Below are 16,429 nucleotides of genomic sequence, written 5' to 3'. Positions count from 1 at the left end.
GCCGCTTACTCCGTTGACGTCAAACGCCGGTTGATTCGTATCTCGATCCGGTTCGAAACACGATGCCATATTCATATGGACACCGGATTAAATCAATAACGAACGCCTGACCTGGCAACCGACCGATTGCAGCCGGCAAAGCCACGGATCTCGACAAAGTGGTCTTGCATGAGCACCCCGCCGCTGACAAACCATTCCGGCCTCTCCCGCATCCAAAATTGTCGGCGTGAGTGATCCGCGCTATTGTTGCGGCAAACCATTTTTATGAGGCGAACATGCTCACGCATCCCGACAATCACCTGATCCCCGCGAAACTCGCCGCATTGCGTCCTACACAGATGACGGTGGGTTACCGCGAAGTCATCGCCAAGCGCGAGCACTGGAAGACACTCGGCAAGAAAGCGCGCACCGAGGCTATTGCTTCCCACTGGTTTCCCGCCGTGCTCGGCCCGGAGAAGCTCTATTACATCGTGGACCATCATCACCTTGGACTGGCGTTGCTAGAGGAAGGGGTCAAGGAAGTGAAGGTGGCGATGCTCAAGGACCTCTCGTGGCTGGACGAAGCGATCTTCTGGCGCATGATGGAGCACAACCAGTGGGTCCATCCGTTCGGTACGGACGGCTCGCGATACGACTTCGAGCATCTCCCCAAGATGGTGACCGGGCTCACGGACGATCCGTATAGAAGTCTCGCCGGCGAACTGCGCCGGGTGGGCGGCTTCGCGAAGGACGCGACGCCGTTCAGCGAATTCCTCTGGGCTGATTTCCTGCGTCCACGGGTCGCTGAAAGCAAGATCCGCAAGAGCTTCACGAAGGCGCTGGATCAGGCGAAAGCCGTCGCGCACACGCCGGAGGCACGGTATCTGCCGGGCTGGTCCGGGCTGATTGAAACCCCCGTGAGCTGACCTGCCTCGGCTCCGCAGGCTGTGGATGCATTCCATTGATAAACGGAATTCGGACGCCCCTGCAGAGGTTTCGCAGGAAACCTCCGGGCACGGAAAAAGATGGTCAATACAGGCCGTGCCTGAATGTTAAGGGTTGCCGCGTGAACATCACGGATCTTCAGGGAACGCCCCTACGGCGTGCCCTCGAACCTGGCAAATCCGCACGAATGCCCGCTGCGGAGTAAGCCGCTCCTACAGGATCACGACTCCACGTCGGCCAGGCTGAAAAGTTCCGTCTTGTCGTTGTACGAGAAGATCTCGCCGTAACGGCCCCAGTTGATCACCGCGTCCAGCGTTTCCTTCGCGCCGCTATCCGACAGAAAGTCCTCCAGTTCCTGCTCGAAACGCACGCGCGGTGCACGGTGGCCCGGGCGCTCATTCAGGACCTTCTTGATCTGCGTAGCAAGGGGCACGTGTCGCAGCAAATGCTCGGCGAACATCATCTTGCGTTCCTGCGTGCCGAGTTCGGCGAATACGCGGGCGGGCGGCGTCAGGAATATATCGCCTTCGCGTATTTCCGCAAAAGCGAGATGCTGCAGCACCTCAGCTACCGGGAACAGATCGTCCACTTCGAGTTGCAGGGTGCGGGCAATTTCCGGCATATCCGCGCGGCCATGGTACGGAGCGGCGGCCAGCGTTTCGATCAGACCGGCCATCAGGTTGGTCGATACCAGCGGCAGCCAGCTACTTAATTCCAGGCCCTTCTTCGTGGCTTCGTCGGACTGGCGCGCGGTCATCTTCGCGTAGATTTCATCGACGAGACTGCGGAACGCCGGATCCAGCCGGTTGCGCGGATGCGCGAACGGCACCTTGATCTCGGCGATCACCCGCCCCGGATTCGACGACAACACCAGGATCCGGTCGCACATGAACACCGCTTCCTCGATGTTGTGCGTGACGATCAGCATCGACTTGATCGGCATCTTGCCTTGCGTCCAGAGATCGAGCAGGTCGGTACGCAAGTTCTCGGCGGTCAGTACGTCGAGCGCGGAGAAGGGTTCGTCCATCAGCAGGAGCGTGGGATCCACGACCAGCGCGCGCGCAAACCCCACGCGCTGGCGCATGCCGCCTGACAACTCGCGCGGGTACGCGTTCTCGAAGCCGTCGAGACCGATCAGGTCGATTGCCGCCAGCGCGCGCTCACGCCGCTTCTGCGCGCCAACACCCAGCGCCTCCAGCCCCGCCTCCACGTTCTGAAGCACGGTCAGCCACGGGAACAGAGCAAACGTCTGGAACACCATGGCGACGCCCTTGGCTGGGCCGTCGAGAGGTTTGCCGAGGTAAGTCACGTCGCCGCTGGTCGGCTCGATCAACCCCGCGATGATCCGCAGCAACGTTGACTTGCCCGATCCGGAGCGGCCGAGCATGCCGACAATCTCGCCTTCAGGAAGCGTCAGGTTCACGCCGTCGAGCACCAACTGGTCGGGCTGGGTCTTGTCGAAGCCGTGACACACGCTCTTGATATTCAGGATTTCATTCCCGGTACGCACCGGTGCCTGGACGATCTCGACGGGTACAACTTTAGGATTTAGCATCGCATTCTCTCTCACTTCAAATTCAGTCGAGCCGGAGCTTGTTTTCGGCATAGGCATACAGCGGACGCCACAGCGTGCGGTTGAACAGTGTCACGAACAGGGACATGGTCGCAATGCCCAGGATGATCTTCGGAAAGTCGCCGGCGGCGGTGGTTTGCGCGATATACGCGCCAAGCCCGTGCGCGACGACCTTGGTGTCGCCCCACTGGACGAACTCCGCCACAATGCTGGCGTTCCACGCGCCGCCCGATGCCGTGATTGCGCCCGTGATGTAATACGGGAAGATGCCCGGCAGCATGGCCTTGCGCCACCATTGCCAGCCATGAATGCGGAAGTTCGCGGCCACCTCGCGATAGTCGTTCGGATACGCGCTTGCCCCCGCAATCACGTTGAACAGGATGTACCACTGCGTGCCGAGCACGATCAGCGGAGACAGCCAGATGTCGGGGTTCAGGTGAAAGCGCACGATCACGATCACGAACACCGGGAACAACAGGTTGGCCGGAAATGCGGCAAGAAATTGTGCGAGCGGCTGGATCTTCTCCGCCAGCGCCGGCCGCAGTCCGATCAGCACCCCGACAGGCACCCAGACCAGGGTGGAGAGCAGGATCAGCAGAGCGACGCGAAGCAGCGTGATCAGGCCAAGCACGAACACGTGGCCGACTTCGTCGAGCGTGACACCGGTACGCACATACGTGACCACGCGATAGACCACATACGCCGTCAGCAGGATCACCAGCATGCCCCAGACAATGTCGCCCATGCGCGATGGTTTCAGCCGGCGCGGCATGCTGAAACGTACACCGCCGAGTGACGGCAGGCGCAGCGGTATACGTGCGGCATTCGCAAAGATCCTGCCCATGGGCACCAGCACGCGATGAATCAGCCGGGTGCGGCGAATCAGGTCGAGCAGCCACGACTCGGGCGCATTGCCCGAGCTGGTCGTTTCCATGCGGAACTTGTCGGCCCACGCGACCAGCGGGCGGAACAGCAGTTGGTCATAGGCAAGAATCACCACGGTCATCGCGAGGATCACCCAGCCGACCGCGTGAAGATTCTTGTCGGAAATGGCCTGCGCGAGATACGCCCCGATTCCCGGCAGCGTGATCGTATTGTTGCCGACGGTGATCGCCTCCGACGCAACGACGAAAAACCAGCCGCCGGACATCGACATCATCATGTTCCAGATGAGGCCGGGCATCGAAAACGGCACGTCCAGCTTCCAGAAGCGCTGCCACGGAGTCAGGTGAAAACCGCGCGAGACTTCATCCAGATCGCGCGGCACGGTGCGCAGCGACTGATAGAAACTGAACGTCATGTTCCACGCCTGGCTCGTGAAGATGGCGAAGATTGCCGCGAGTTCCGCGCCCAGCACGCGCCCCGGAAACAGGGCGAGAAAGAACGTGACTGTGAACGAGATATAGCCCAGCACCGGCACCGACTGCAGGATGTCCAGGATCGGCACGAGCACCAAGGACGCCCGCCGGCTCTTCGCGGCGAGCGTGCCGTAAACCAGTGTGAAGACCAGCGACGCAACCATGGCCGCGAGCATGCGAAGTGTGGTGCGCATTGCGTACTCGGGCAGACTCGCCGGGTCAAGCGAGATGACCTGGGTTTTTAAAGTGGCGATGGGCGCCATCGTCTCGTGAAAACCGATCGCACCCATGGCAATCAGGCAGATGATCAGCGGGAAAGCGACGAAGTCCCAGCCGTTGGGGAGCAACCGCCATGCAGAAGCATTCGCAATGCGGTTTGGGTTAAAACTGAAGTTCATCGGATGTCCCACCGGTCACAGATTGACGGATTGCAAAAACATGCGGGGTCTCACTCGAGCGATTACGCGACAACGCGCTCGAAAGTCCCGCCTGAAAATTGAAGCGAATCATGACCGGGTACCGGCCACGAAAGGGAACAGGGAATCCACACCTCTTAAGAACGGCCACGAAACTTAAGACAGGCGTGTCTTGAGACGGCGCCAGAAGGCGGCCACTCTGTTTGATACGGCGGGATCGCCCTTGACGTGGACATGCAGCGCGGGCACGGCGTGGTAGTAGACGCGTGCTTCTTGCCGGACAGGAGGGTGCGACAACAGCAGACCGAAGTTCATGATATTTCTCCGAGCGTTTGGCTCAGCGCGGTTCTTGGCAAGCCAGCAGACCCGGAGCTCGATCGCGTGATAAGCGCAGCGGAGAACGTCTACTTGCTTGCCCTGGGCATGAGTAAGGTGCAGCGAGTTATGGGACAACTATCAGGGTCCGGCATGGACGCTCCTTGTTGGCGTTGATACAGATACAAATACGGTTAGCCACCACACGTCCGCTTCGGCCAGCAGGCTGCACCGGCGCGGACGGACACTGTCGCACAAGCTTATGCTCGCGACTCAATACCATCAGACGCGCATTAATGACTGCGTCCAAAGGGTGTTTTAAAGGTGCACGAAGAGAGTTACTACGGCGCGCACCGTCTGCCTGCTGGCAAGACGGCGGCTGAAAGAAAAAGCGGGGACGTCCTGCCGGTCAGGCAGCGAAATTCTTCGAAGGTCGACTACTACAGGTGTCCAAGGCATTAGCCCGATTTGTGGAGACTGCGGAGTTTAGTCATTCAAGGAATCAGAAGTCAACCTCATTTGCCACGTCCACCGATATAAATCGAAAATGGGGCATTCAGGTGATCGGAGAGTCCCCTATAACAACAGCACTCTTTCGTATGCCACGTCACAACCGGCCCTGGAAAGAATAATGAAAGAATATAAGAAGGCCACACAGTGTTGCGTACGCCGCCAGGTGCTGCGCGCGTCTTTCGAATACGTCCGCACGGCACCCGCCGGTATGGCGAAAAAAAGCCCGCGTGCTGGTGCAGGCCAGGGGCGCCCAGCGACAGCATGGTGTCGTAAAAGATACGCGACTCCTGAATGTGGGGCAGTTGCGGCAGAAGCAAACCGAAGTTCATGATGTTTCTCCGGACTACGTACGATTGCTACGCACGTGTTAATCCACGCGCTCGTCTACGCCGGTGAATCGAAAAAAGGCGCGAACGAACGCGGCAGCGAGTTTATGCGCGCGGCGCATTGCCACACGGACGCATACCGACGCTGCGTCGAATATGGCGGTCAAAGGTGCACGGAGAGACTGATTACGGCGCGCACCGCCTGCCTGCTGGCAAGACGGCGGCTAAAAGAAGAGTGCGTGGACGTCCTGCCGGTCAGGCAGCGAAACTGTTCGAAGGTCGACAACTGCAGGTGTCCAAGGCACAAGTCCCATTTGTGAATACACTTAAACTCTAGGTGGTGCGGGAATTCAAAGTCAACCTGATTCGATAAGCAGAGCAAAGATAATCTCGAAGCCGCTTGTGCAATGCCACATGACCTGCGCACGCCCTTCCCCGCCTTGACGGGTGCTCACCGGAGATGCGCGAGAACAAGGGACGAAACAGAAGAATGAAGCGAGGAAGTGAAAGAAGGGAGTCAAACGGGAATGAGAGAATCGTGCATTATTCGTATTAACCCAATGCAGATTACTGAATTGAAAGAATAGGGCGTCGTTATTCTTGAATCTTCCTGAATGCATGATTCCACCTGACTTCGCCGCACCCCTTCCCGTAAAATAGAAAGCTGACTTTCGAAATGAACACCCCCATGAAGCTTTCACGTCGCGCAGTGCTTGGCCGCAGCCTCGCCATTCCCCTGAGTCTTGGTCTGTCGCCATTTATGGCTCTCCGGTCTGAAATCGCCAACGCCGCCGAATCCCCGCTGGCCATCGTGATGAATTCCGGTGAAGCCAGTGTCTCGGTCATCGACATGACGTCGCGCAAAGTCATCCGCACCCTGCCTACGCTGCGCGAACCGAGTCACTGGGCGCTTTCCCAGGACCGCAGCAAACTCTATATTGCGGACGCCAGCGGCAATGCGCTGTTTATCGTCGATCCGCATACCGGTACCGCACTCGGCCACAAGGTCATTGCCGATCCCTACCAGCTCGGCTTCACGCCGGATCATCGTTACCTCGTTGTCAACGCGCTCAGGCTCGATTATGTCGACGTCTATCGCGCCGACGACCTGACCCTCGCCAAGCGTTTCTCGCCCGGCTCCATGCCGAGCCACCTCGATTTCTCGCCGGACTCCCGCTGGAGCTTCAATTCCATGCAAGGCTCGGGCACGCTTGTTTCGTTCGACCTGACCACCATGACGATACGCTGGAAGACGAAGCTGGGTTCGACCCCGGCGGGCGTGCTCTGGCACAACGGCAAGGTGCTGGTCTGCGTCATGGGCAGCGACCATGTGGCGGAGATCGACCCGGTGACGGGTGACATACTGCGGCGAGTCAAGACGGGAGTAGGTCCGCACAATATTTTCCTCTCACCGGACGGCAGCACGCTCTACGTGTCCAATCGTATTGGCGGGTCTCTCGTCGCCATGGAACCCACCACGTTCGCCATACAACGCACGTATCCTTTCCACGCTGCCGGACCGGACGACATCGGCATCGCGCCGGATGGCAAGTTGTGGGTCACGTTGCGCTTTCGTGAACAGGTCGCGGTGCTGGACCCGAAAAGCGGCGTTTATGAGACCATTAACGTGGGGCGCTCGCCGCATGGCATTTTCCTCAATTCCGAATTGAGCCATAAGGGCCCGATCACCGCGGAAACCTTGTAAAGAACACCATGCTGATATTCCTCGACAGGTTGTTCAACGCTCTGGCCGGCGAGATCGATCAGTACCTCGTTCTGCCACTGCTTTATCACTTCGGCTGGATGCAGTGGGAAGAGCTGTCTTTCGACTGGGTACTCGTGTGCGTGTATGGCATGTTCGCGGTCATCGTCACCTACGCCGTATGCTGGCCGCTGGAGGCGCTGTTCCCGATCGAACACTGGAAAGATCGAAAAGCCGTAGTGACGGACGCGTTCTATACGGTGCTCAATCGCGTTGGTGTATTGCCCGTCGTCAGTTTCCTGCTGTTCTATCAGGTGCAGGTGTGGGTGAACGGTTTTGTGGTCGCCCAAGGCTATATTCCGCCAACGCTGGAGACTGTCGTGCCGGCGCTGCTGGGGCATCCGGTCATCACGTTCTTCGCCTACGCACTGATTCTCGATTGCGCGGACTACTGGCGCCACCGCCTGTCGCACTCATGGCGCGGCTGGTACGCGTTGCATGCGCTGCACCACGCGCAACGGCAGATGAGCTTCTGGTCCGACGACCGCAATCACCTGCTGGATGATCTTGTCGCGGCAATCTGGTTTGGCGTGGTCGGTCTGGCGATCGGTATTCCGCCGCTGCAATTCCCGCTGCTGTTCCTGTTCATGCGTTTCATCGAAAGCCTGAGCCACGCGAATATCCGCGTGTCCTTTGGCTGGCTCGGCGACAGGCTGCTGGTCTCGCCGCGCTTCCACCGTCTGCATCACGGGCTGCGTGCGGCGGGCCGTAACTCCTGCAATTACGGCGCTGTTTTCCCGATCTGGGACATCGTGTTTCGCACGGCCGACTTCTCGGCGGAGTATCTCCCGACCGGAGACCGGCGCGCGCCGGAATCGATGGCGAGCGGCGGTTACATCGCTCAGCAGGTGGGCGGCTTGCGCTTTTTCCTCAATGAAGTCCGGGCGTCATCGAAAAAGGTGCAGCGCGGTTCCTGATGGAATCAGGACCTTTGCCAGGCGCTTCAGGCTGGAAACGGGCATGACGTTCGGCCTGTGGCGCCAGCACCTGTGTGTTCGCGAGCGCCACGCTTTGCACCGCCAGCAAGCCCTTCGCCCTCCTGCTAACATTGCGAGTCGCCGAGGTTTGACGCGGACGCGTCAAACCTCTCTTACATACTCCGGCCCGCCATGTCTCTGCTCAACCTGCTCGTCCCATGGGAACCTTCGTTCGGGCTCGTGGCAATTTTCGTCATTACTGCGCTGCTGTATGCGCGAGGGTCGCGCCACGTTCGTATCAGTCTTGCCCGGCGCATGGCGTTTTGGGTAGGCCTGGCACTCTTCTACATAGCGCTTCACACGCGCCTCGACTATTACGCCGAGCATGAGTTCTTTGTGCATCGGCTCCAGCATCTGGTGCTGCACCATCTGGCCCCGCTGATCCTGATGGCGTCTTATCCAGGCAGTGTGCTCCGGGCCGGCCTGCCGTTGCGTTGGCGCAGCGCGCTGCGGCGTTGGCAATACCGCAGGCCCGCGCGCGTACTAGCCGCCGTCGTGCTGAATCCGACCTTCATCTCGGCCGCGTTTGTCATCTCGGTTGTCTTCTGGCTGATTCCATCCGTGCAGTTTGTCGCCATGCTCGACTGGCGCATCTATACGTTCATGAACTGGTCGGTCGCTGTAAGCGGGCTGCTGTACTGGTGGATGCTGCTCGATCACCGGCCGCATCCGCCAAGCCGTACCCGGCCGGGCTTGCGGGTGTTATCGCCGGTCATCACCATGACGCCTCAGATTCTCGTGGGCGCGATCATCACGTTCTCGTCGCACGACCTTTATCCGATCTTTACGCTGTGCGGCCGTGCGTTCACCTCGGTTCCGGCGACGCTCGACCAGAGCCTCGGCGGCCTGATCATGTGGGTACCGGCCGGTGTGCTTGAGGCAATTGGCGCCATGATGGCCTTGCGCCATCTGCTGCGTCTGTCCGAACTCCCTGCCCGCGTGCCGCCCAAGGCAAGGCCTCAGAAACGGCGCGCCAAACCGGCCCTCGGTAGATGAAGGTGCGGGCCAGATACACCCGGCCGCTTCATCGGATATCTTCAACCAACGGCAGCTAAAGCAACGGGCGCGGGATGGTTTCATCCCAGCTACGCTCGCGCACCGTCTGGCCGTTCTCCTCGGCCTGCAACGAACCCTTCAGGTAGAAGTGCTCCTTGTCGGCGGACATATGCACTTCGCTGCGCACATGGATGTCCCAGCCTTCTCGTCCCATGCGTAGTGATTGCGTCAGCGTATAGCGAGCGCTAAGCGGATCGTTGCCCTGGATTGTCAGTGAGCGCTTCAGGTTGTGCTCAACAGTCGTATCGATTTCCGTGAACCGCTGCACACCTTCCCCAAAGAGCCCGCCGATACCCTCGGTCACGTACGTCCACTCGCCCGTGGTCAAATCATAGGATGAAGTGCGTGTCATGCTGCCGCCGCGCACCTGCTCGGCCGGCGTCGTGGGACCTCGCTCAGGGGCATTAAACTCGACCGGCAGCTCATCGCCGTGCGCCTCGCGCACCGGCAAATGAAGCGCGGTGTTACCGAGCCTGACCTCGAGTGTCGCGTCTTCCGGCGCCGGCCAGATCAGGGGCCAATAGGTTGTCGCCAACGACAACCGGACCCGGTTGCCAATGCCAAACTCATGCGCGCACGCGTCGAGCGTCAGCCGTACGCGGTATCTTTCGCCAGGCGTCAAAGCGACAGGTGCAGCGGACCCGTCGCGATGCGTCAGGTTGAATACGCCATAGGAAACACGGGTTGCCGAGCCGTCCGGCATCACCTCGGAAAGGCGTGCACACAGATACGCGACGGGACGGTCACTCGATACATCGATCTCAAGTTCCGGCATGCCCAGCAACGCCAACGGTTCGGTCAGCGGCGCGCTGTCGAACACTTGCGCGAGACCATCGTCCATACGCTGGTCGGCGGGCGACTCACCTGCCACGCCCGTCCCCATCCATTCGCCCGCGGCCACGCCGTGACCCTGCGGTGTGTGGACCAGAACAGGAGCCACCGTGTCAGGCGCAGTGCGTGTCAAAACGCCATCGGCCAGGTACAAGCGCCGCATGGCGACTGCCGGGCTTGGCCAAGCCGGCTCGGAGATCCATTTGCCCGGCGTGGCGGCATAAGTGGTCTGCGGAGCGCGCGGTGTCTCCATCCATTCTCGCAACGCCGGACGCTCAGACGTCGAGCCCGAACGATCGTCATGGTCCGGACGCAGCCAGCGGTTCCACCACTCCACCGCTTCCTGCAGAAAACCCACTGCAGGCCCGGGTACGCCGTCGTGCGGATAAATATGCGCCCACGGTCCGATCAGACCTTGCCGCGGCACCTGCAAGCCTGCCATCAGGCGGAACACGGCATTCGTATAACTGTCGGCCCAGCCGCCGACTGCAAATACCGGGCACTGGATCGAGGACCAGTCCTCGCATATCGAGCCGTGGCGCCAGTAGTCGTCGCGGTGCGGATGCTCCATCCACAACGCGGGAAAGAACGGCAGCTTGTCGAGCCGTTCGAGCCATGCGGAGCGCCATTCGTCTCCGTACAGCAATGGGTCGGGCGGACGTCCCTGATAGGCGAGCATGATGCTGCCCCACCACAGGTTGTCGTTGAGCAGGCAGCCGCCTTTGTAGTGAATGTCGTCCGCGTAACGGTCGTCGGTTGAATAGACCGTGATGATCGCTTTGAGCGCAGGTGGCCGGCGAGCGGCGATCTGAAGCGCATTGAAACCGCCCCACGACTTCCCCATCAGGCCGACCGCGCCGCTGCACCACGGTTGCCGGGCGATCCAGTCGATCACTTCCAACCCGTCGTCCTGCTCCTGCAACACGTATTCGTCGGCCATCAAACCGTCGGACTCGCCGCTGCCGCGCATATCGACACGCACCGCCGCGAACCCTGCCGATGCAAAGTAGTGATGCATCGGCTCGTCGCGCGAACGCGTGCCGTCGCGCTTGCGGTAGGGGATGTATTCGAGGATCGCGGGCACGGGCGACGCATCAACCCGGGTATCGGTATCGGCCGGCAACCAGATGCGCGCCGCGAGCCGTGTGCCGTCCGCAAGCGGAATCCAGACGTGCTCGATCACGCGCACGCGTGCGGCGTCCTCATTGTTGCGCTGCATACTTCAAGTCTCCCGTGAACGTGTTCGATTCAGCCGGCCGCGTGCTGTGCAAGAGGTTTTCGTCGAGCCATCCGATCCGCAACTCGGGCACCGACGCCAACAGCCGTTTTGTATAAGCGTGAGTTGGCGCATTGAACACGTCGGCTGTAGCGCCTTGAGCGATGATCTCGCCGCGCAGCATCACCGCCACGCGCTGCGCAATGCGCCTTACTGTGCCCAGGTCATGCGTAATGAACAGGTACGACAGCCCGATCCGTTTCTGCAGCGACTCCAGCAACGAAAGAATGCCGTCCGCGACCAGGGGATCCAGGGCGGAGGTAACCTCGTCGCAAATCACCAGATCAGGTTGCGCCGCCAGCGCCCGCGCAATGCAAATGCGCTGCTTCTGCCCACCGGACAATTCGGCCGGTTTCCGGTCGATGAACGTTTCCGGCAGTTCGGTCAGGCGCAACAATTCCAGCACGCGTTCGTGCACCTCATCCCTATGGATACCGAAGTAAAATTCCACCGGCCGCCCAATGATCTCGCCGACGGTGTGCATTGGATTGAGGGCGACGTCGGGCGACTGGTAGACGAGCTGGATACGCCGCTTCAGGTCACGCGAGCGCTCAATCAGCCTATGGGGCAAAGGCACACCATCGAACCGCAACACGCCGGTCTGCTGTTCGATCAACCCGACGATCGCTCGTGCAACGGTACTCTTGCCGCTGCCCGACTCGCCAACGAGCGCCAATGTTTCACCGCGTGCCAGCTGCAGTCCGACATCCCGTACGATCGCCTTGCCGTGGTAACCCGCGTTCAGCCCTTCGATGCTAAGCAGTGGCTCGGCAACATGAGGGGGACTGGCTCGCAGCGTGTCAGCCGCGCTGCGTTCGGCGACCAGCCGCCGCGTGTATTCGTCGCGCGGTGCGTTCAGCACCGCGTCTGTCGTGCCCTCTTCCACCATCCGGCCGTGCCGCAGCACCATGATCCGGTCTGCTACCTGCGCGACCACCGCCAGGTCGTGCGTGATGTAGAGCGCTGCGGCGCCGAACTCCCGCACGATCCTGCGCAACACGACCAGCACTTCGATCTGCGTGGTGACATCAAGCGCCGTGGTCGGTTCATCGAGCACAAGGATTGATGGCTTGCATGACATGGCCATGGCGACCATCGCCCGTTGCAATTGCCCGCCGGAGACCTGATGCGGATAACGTCGCCCGAAATTGTCCGGGTCTGGCAGGTCGAGCGACGCGAACAACTCGCGCGACCATGCCCGCGCCTCGTCGCGATTCATCAATTTATGCCGCAACGGCCCTTCGCAAACCTGCTCGCCAATGGTCAACGCCGGGTTGAACGCAGCGGCTGCGCTCTGAGCCACATACGCCACCTTGGTCGCACGCAGCGCACGTTGCCGTTGAGGCGTTGCACCCAGGATGTTCTCACCGGCCAGCCACACTTCCCCGCCCGTGATCCGGCAACGGCCACGCGCATAACCGAGCGCGGCCAGGCCAATAGTCGATTTGCCCGCGCCGGATTCGCCGATCAGCCCGAGCACTTCCCCCTGCTCGAGCGTGACATCGACGTTGTCGACCAATACCTGAGCGTTGGGCGCCTCGACCCGCAACGCCCGCATTCTCAAGACCGGGTTCATGCGATCACCCCCGCCTGCCCGACGGCCCGCACCGACAACAACCAGTCGACAATCAGGTTGATGCCAATCGTCAGCAACGCAATTGCCGCGGCCGGCACCAGCGGCGCAATGCCGCCGAAATTGATCACCTGGGCGTTGTCGCGGACCATGCCACCCCAGTCTGCATAGGGCGGCTGGATGCCCAGCCCGAGGAAGCTCAGGCCCGCCACGAACAGGATCGTGAAGCCAAAGCGCATACCGAATTCCGCCAGTAGCGGCGCGACCGCATTCGGCAGGATTTCGCGGCGGATGATCCACGCGAGCCCTTCTCCGCGCAGCCGCGCCGCTTCCACATATTCCTGCACGGCGATCCCCTGCGCGACCAGCCGCGCGAGCCGGAACACGCGCGTTGAATCGAGAATCGCGATCGTGCCAATCAGCACCGGCATGGACGTACCCAGCACCGACAGGATCATCAGCGCGAAGATCAGGACGGGCATTGCCATGAGTGTGTCGACGATCCTGGAGAGCACCTGATCGACCTTGCGCCCCAGCACTGCGGCTGCAAACCCCGTGACAATGCCGAGGGAAAAAGACAGGAGCGTAATCGCCAGCGCAAGGCCGAGCGTTGTACGCCCGCCGTACAGCAGGCGCGAAAACATGTCACGCCCGATGCTGTCGGTGCCGAGCCAATGGCCGGCACCGGGCGTCATCCATACGTCGCCGACCGTCTCGGTTTCGCCGTGCGGCGCAATCAGCGGCGCACACAGCGAGGCGAGCGCGATGACCGCGACAAGCAACATCCCAATCGCCGCGCTTAATGGCACTTCCTTGCCGAACAGTTTCATTGCCCCTTACCTCGCATGCCGCAAGCGCGGATTTGCCCAGACCGCAAGCACGTCGGACACGGTATTCAGCCCGACATAGGCCGTGGCAAACAGCATCCCGCAAGCCTGCACCACCGGCAGGTCACGCTTCGACACCGCGTCCACCATCAACTGCCCGACACCCGGATACACGAACACGACCTCGACCATGATGACGCCGACGATCAGGTACGCGAGATTGAACGACACCGCGTTGATGATCGGCGCAAGCGCATTGGGCAACGCGTGGCGTACGACGATCCATGACTTGGGCAAACCCTTGAGGATGGCTGTTTCGGTATAGGCGCTGCCCATCACGGCCAGCACGGACGCCCGCGTCGTGCGCAGCATGTGCGCGGCCACGACGAACAAGAGGGTGAGCGTGGGCAACGTGGTCGCGTAGATACGCCCGGAAAACGCCATGTCGGGAGACACGGCAGCCAGGCTCGGCAGCACTGGAAACTTGACCGCAAGCAAGAGCAGCAGCACGTAGCCGACGAAGAACTCAGGCATCGATACGCTCGCGAGCGACAACACGCTGGCCGCGCGATCGAAGAGACTGTCTTGCCATATCGCGGACGCTATGCCGATGAGCACCGACAGCGGCACCGCAACCACCGCCGCATAGCCCGCAAGAAACAGCGTGTTGTACAGCCGCGGCAACAGGTCCTCGCTGACCGGGCGTCCGTTCGTCAGTGACGTCCCCAGATCGCCATGCAGGAACTGCAGCAGCCATAGCCCGTAACGTTGCAGCGCCGGGTGGTCGAGACCGAGCGACGCCCGCAAGGCCGCGACGGTTTCCGGCGTCGCCGATTGACCGAGAATGGCGGAAGCCACATCACCGGGCAGCAGTTCGGTACCCACGAAGATCAGCACCGAAACGAGCCACAGCGTCAACACACCAGCCAGCACCCGCTGCAAGACAAGCCGCTTCATTACGACTCCAGCCAGACGTATTCCGCGAGCCGGCCGCCCATGAAGTTAAAGAGCGGATGCGGCGTGGCGCCTTGAAGCTTGCTGCTGGTTGCATCGATATAGTCGGCGAAGAGCGGGATCATCGCGCCGCCGTTGTCGCTCACCATCGACTGCATCTCACGGTACAACTCGCGGCGCTTGGTGTCGTCGAGCATCGCGCGTGCTTGCAGCAGCAACGCGTCAAACTTAGGATCGCGCCAATGTGTGTCGTTCCACTTGGCGTCAGACTTGTACGCAGTCGAGAGCATCTGGTCCGCCGTCGGCCGGCCGCCCCAGTAGCCCATGCAAAAAGGCGCCTGCATCCATACCTTGTCCCAATAGCTGTCTGCAGGTTGCCGGCGGATTGAAAGCTGAATGCCCGCAGGCGCGCATTCGCCCTGGAACAGAGCGGCCGAATCCACCGCACCGGCGAAGGCCGCATCGGATGTCGACAACTCGACCTTCAGTTCCGACAGGCCAGCCTTCTTCAGATAAAACTTCGACTTGTCGGGATCGTAGGCATGCTGCGGCAGATCAGCGGCATGGAAACGGTCGGTCTTCGGAATCGGATGGTCATTGCCGATCGACCCATAACCGCGCAGGATCGTCGTCAATTGCTTCTGGCGGTCAATGCCGTATTTGACGGCAAGCCGCACGTTGTTGTCGGCGAAGGGCGAGGCAGCGCAGTCCATCAGGAACGTGAAGTGCTGGCCGCCGGCCGAGCGCACTATGTTGACCGCCGGGCTGCGCTTGAGCAGATCGACGGTCTTGAAGTCGACCCGGTTGATCGCGTGAACCTGTCCCGAGATCAGCGCGTTCGTGCGCGCCGTGGCGTCGTTGATCACGATCAGTTCGACTGCGTCCACATACGCGGCATCGGGCTTCCAGTAGTGCGGATTGCGCTTGAACAGCGAGCGTACGCCCGGCGTGAACTCGCCGAATACAAAGGGACCGGTCCCTATTGGATGGCTCCAGTCCCTGAAGCCGTTAGGCACCACCAGCAGGTGATAGTCGGACAGCAGGTAAGGCAGGTCCGCATTGCCGCTTTTCAGCTTCATCGAAATCTGCAGCGGGTCGATCTTCGTGATCTCGGTCACATCCTCGAGACTCGACTTGATCGCTGACTTCGAAGCATCGCCGCGATGCAGGTTGATCGAATAGATCACGTCGTCTGCATCCAGCGTCTTGCCGTTGTGAAACACCACGCCCTTTCTTACCTTGAGAATCCATTCCGCAGCGCCGGGTTTTGCCTCCCAGCTCTCGAGCAATTCCGGCTGCACGTGCATCTTTGCATCGATCTCGACCAGGCCGTTCATGAGCATGTAAGCCTGGTTGAGCGGCACCCAATCCGGCAGCAGCGTTGGATCGATCGAGTCTGTCGTATTGCCGCCGCCCATGCCGAGCTTGAGGAGACCGCCACGCTTTGGCTGCGTCGCCGCGAGTGCGCTGGCCGGCACGATCAGGCCAAGCCCCGCGCTTGCACCCAGCGCCGCAACACCTTGCAAAAACTTACGGCGGTTCAACTGGTGATCCCTGCGCGGCAAATCAAACAAGTCCCCTTGATCGTCGAACGGCTTCATGCTTGAACTTCTCCTCATGGTGTCAACGCGTGGGATCAGGATGCACGCCGGCTTGGGTCTATACCGACGCTCCCTAAGAGGACAACGGGGCCAGAGCAGCGACCTCGCGGCGAGTATCGGTAGGCAAAACTACGCGGTCAACGCACT

Annotated in this window: 13 protein-coding genes; 4 read left to right on the top strand and 9 right to left on the bottom strand. The window is 60.9% G+C overall.

Annotated features, from left to right (window positions below; translation table 11 throughout):
* Positions 1–275 precede the first annotated feature (275 nt).
* The gene (locus tag AWB69_RS20865; RefSeq protein WP_062088203.1) at positions 276–905 is read left to right on the top strand and encodes a ParB-like protein; all 630 of its coding nucleotides are present in this window, start codon (positions 276–278) and stop codon (positions 903–905) included.
* Positions 906–1,144: 239 nt separating this feature from the next.
* On the opposite strand, the gene AWB69_RS20860 is transcribed toward AWB69_RS20865, so the two are convergent.
* From AWB69_RS20860 to AWB69_RS47110, 4 genes are all read right to left on the bottom strand, one after another.
* Positions 1,145–2,479, bottom strand: coding sequence for an ABC transporter ATP-binding protein (locus AWB69_RS20860; RefSeq protein WP_062088201.1), 1,335 nt, complete (start codon positions 2,477–2,479; stop codon positions 1,145–1,147).
* Positions 2,480–2,501: 22 nt separating this feature from the next.
* Entirely contained in the window at positions 2,502–4,253 is a 1,752-nt protein-coding gene (locus AWB69_RS20855; RefSeq protein WP_062088199.1) for an ABC transporter permease, read from the bottom strand.
* A gap of 174 nt (positions 4,254–4,427) precedes the next feature.
* Positions 4,428–4,586, bottom strand: coding sequence for a hypothetical protein (locus AWB69_RS48755; protein ID WP_197500287.1), 159 nt, complete (start codon positions 4,584–4,586; stop codon positions 4,428–4,430).
* A 515-nt stretch (positions 4,587–5,101) separates the two neighbouring features.
* Positions 5,102–5,428: a hypothetical protein gene (locus tag AWB69_RS47110; protein WP_082913499.1), complete on the bottom strand. Its 327-nt coding sequence runs from the start codon at positions 5,426–5,428 to the stop codon at positions 5,102–5,104.
* Between the two features lie 685 nt (positions 5,429–6,113).
* Between AWB69_RS47110 and AWB69_RS20850 the strand changes: the two genes are divergently transcribed.
* From AWB69_RS20850 to AWB69_RS20840, 3 genes are all read left to right on the top strand, one after another.
* Positions 6,114–7,130: a YncE family protein gene (locus tag AWB69_RS20850; protein ID WP_231937179.1), complete on the top strand. Its 1,017-nt coding sequence runs from the start codon at positions 6,114–6,116 to the stop codon at positions 7,128–7,130.
* 8 nt (positions 7,131–7,138) lie between these two features.
* Positions 7,139–8,104 (top strand): sterol desaturase family protein, encoded by a 966-nt coding sequence (locus AWB69_RS20845; RefSeq protein WP_062088195.1) that lies wholly within the window; start codon positions 7,139–7,141, stop codon positions 8,102–8,104.
* A 192-nt stretch (positions 8,105–8,296) separates the two neighbouring features.
* Complete coding sequence (locus AWB69_RS20840) at positions 8,297–9,160, top strand: cytochrome c oxidase assembly protein (protein WP_062088193.1); 864 nt, start codon at positions 8,297–8,299, stop codon at positions 9,158–9,160.
* A 55-nt stretch (positions 9,161–9,215) separates the two neighbouring features.
* Here the strand turns inward: AWB69_RS20840 and AWB69_RS20835 are convergent, their stop codons facing one another.
* Genes AWB69_RS20835 through AWB69_RS20815 form a run of 5 tightly spaced genes read right to left on the bottom strand, consistent with a single transcriptional unit; the run spans position 9,216 to position 16,282 of the window.
* Positions 9,216–11,270: a CocE/NonD family hydrolase gene (locus tag AWB69_RS20835; protein WP_062088191.1), complete on the bottom strand. Its 2,055-nt coding sequence runs from the start codon at positions 11,268–11,270 to the stop codon at positions 9,216–9,218.
* Complete coding sequence (locus AWB69_RS20830; protein ID WP_062088189.1) at positions 11,254–12,903, bottom strand: ABC transporter ATP-binding protein; 1,650 nt, start codon at positions 12,901–12,903, stop codon at positions 11,254–11,256. Before AWB69_RS20830 ends, AWB69_RS20835 begins: the two co-directional genes overlap by 17 nt.
* Positions 12,900–13,730: an ABC transporter permease gene (locus AWB69_RS20825; protein WP_062088186.1), complete on the bottom strand. Its 831-nt coding sequence runs from the start codon at positions 13,728–13,730 to the stop codon at positions 12,900–12,902. Before AWB69_RS20825 ends, AWB69_RS20830 begins: the two co-directional genes overlap by 4 nt.
* 6 nt (positions 13,731–13,736) lie before the next feature.
* The gene (locus AWB69_RS20820) at positions 13,737–14,684 is read right to left on the bottom strand and encodes an ABC transporter permease (RefSeq protein WP_062088184.1); all 948 of its coding nucleotides are present in this window, start codon (positions 14,682–14,684) and stop codon (positions 13,737–13,739) included.
* The gene (locus tag AWB69_RS20815; protein WP_062088182.1) at positions 14,684–16,282 is read right to left on the bottom strand and encodes an ABC transporter substrate-binding protein; all 1,599 of its coding nucleotides are present in this window, start codon (positions 16,280–16,282) and stop codon (positions 14,684–14,686) included. The genes AWB69_RS20820 and AWB69_RS20815 overlap by 1 nt, the downstream gene beginning before the upstream one ends.
* Between the last annotated feature and the right edge of the window lie 147 nt (positions 16,283–16,429).

Source organism: Caballeronia udeis, assembly GCF_001544555.2.
Taxonomy (GTDB): domain Bacteria; phylum Pseudomonadota; class Gammaproteobacteria; order Burkholderiales; family Burkholderiaceae; genus Caballeronia; species Caballeronia udeis.
Note: the sequence above shows the minus strand (reverse complement) of the source record. Positions and strands in the feature narration are given on the sequence as shown.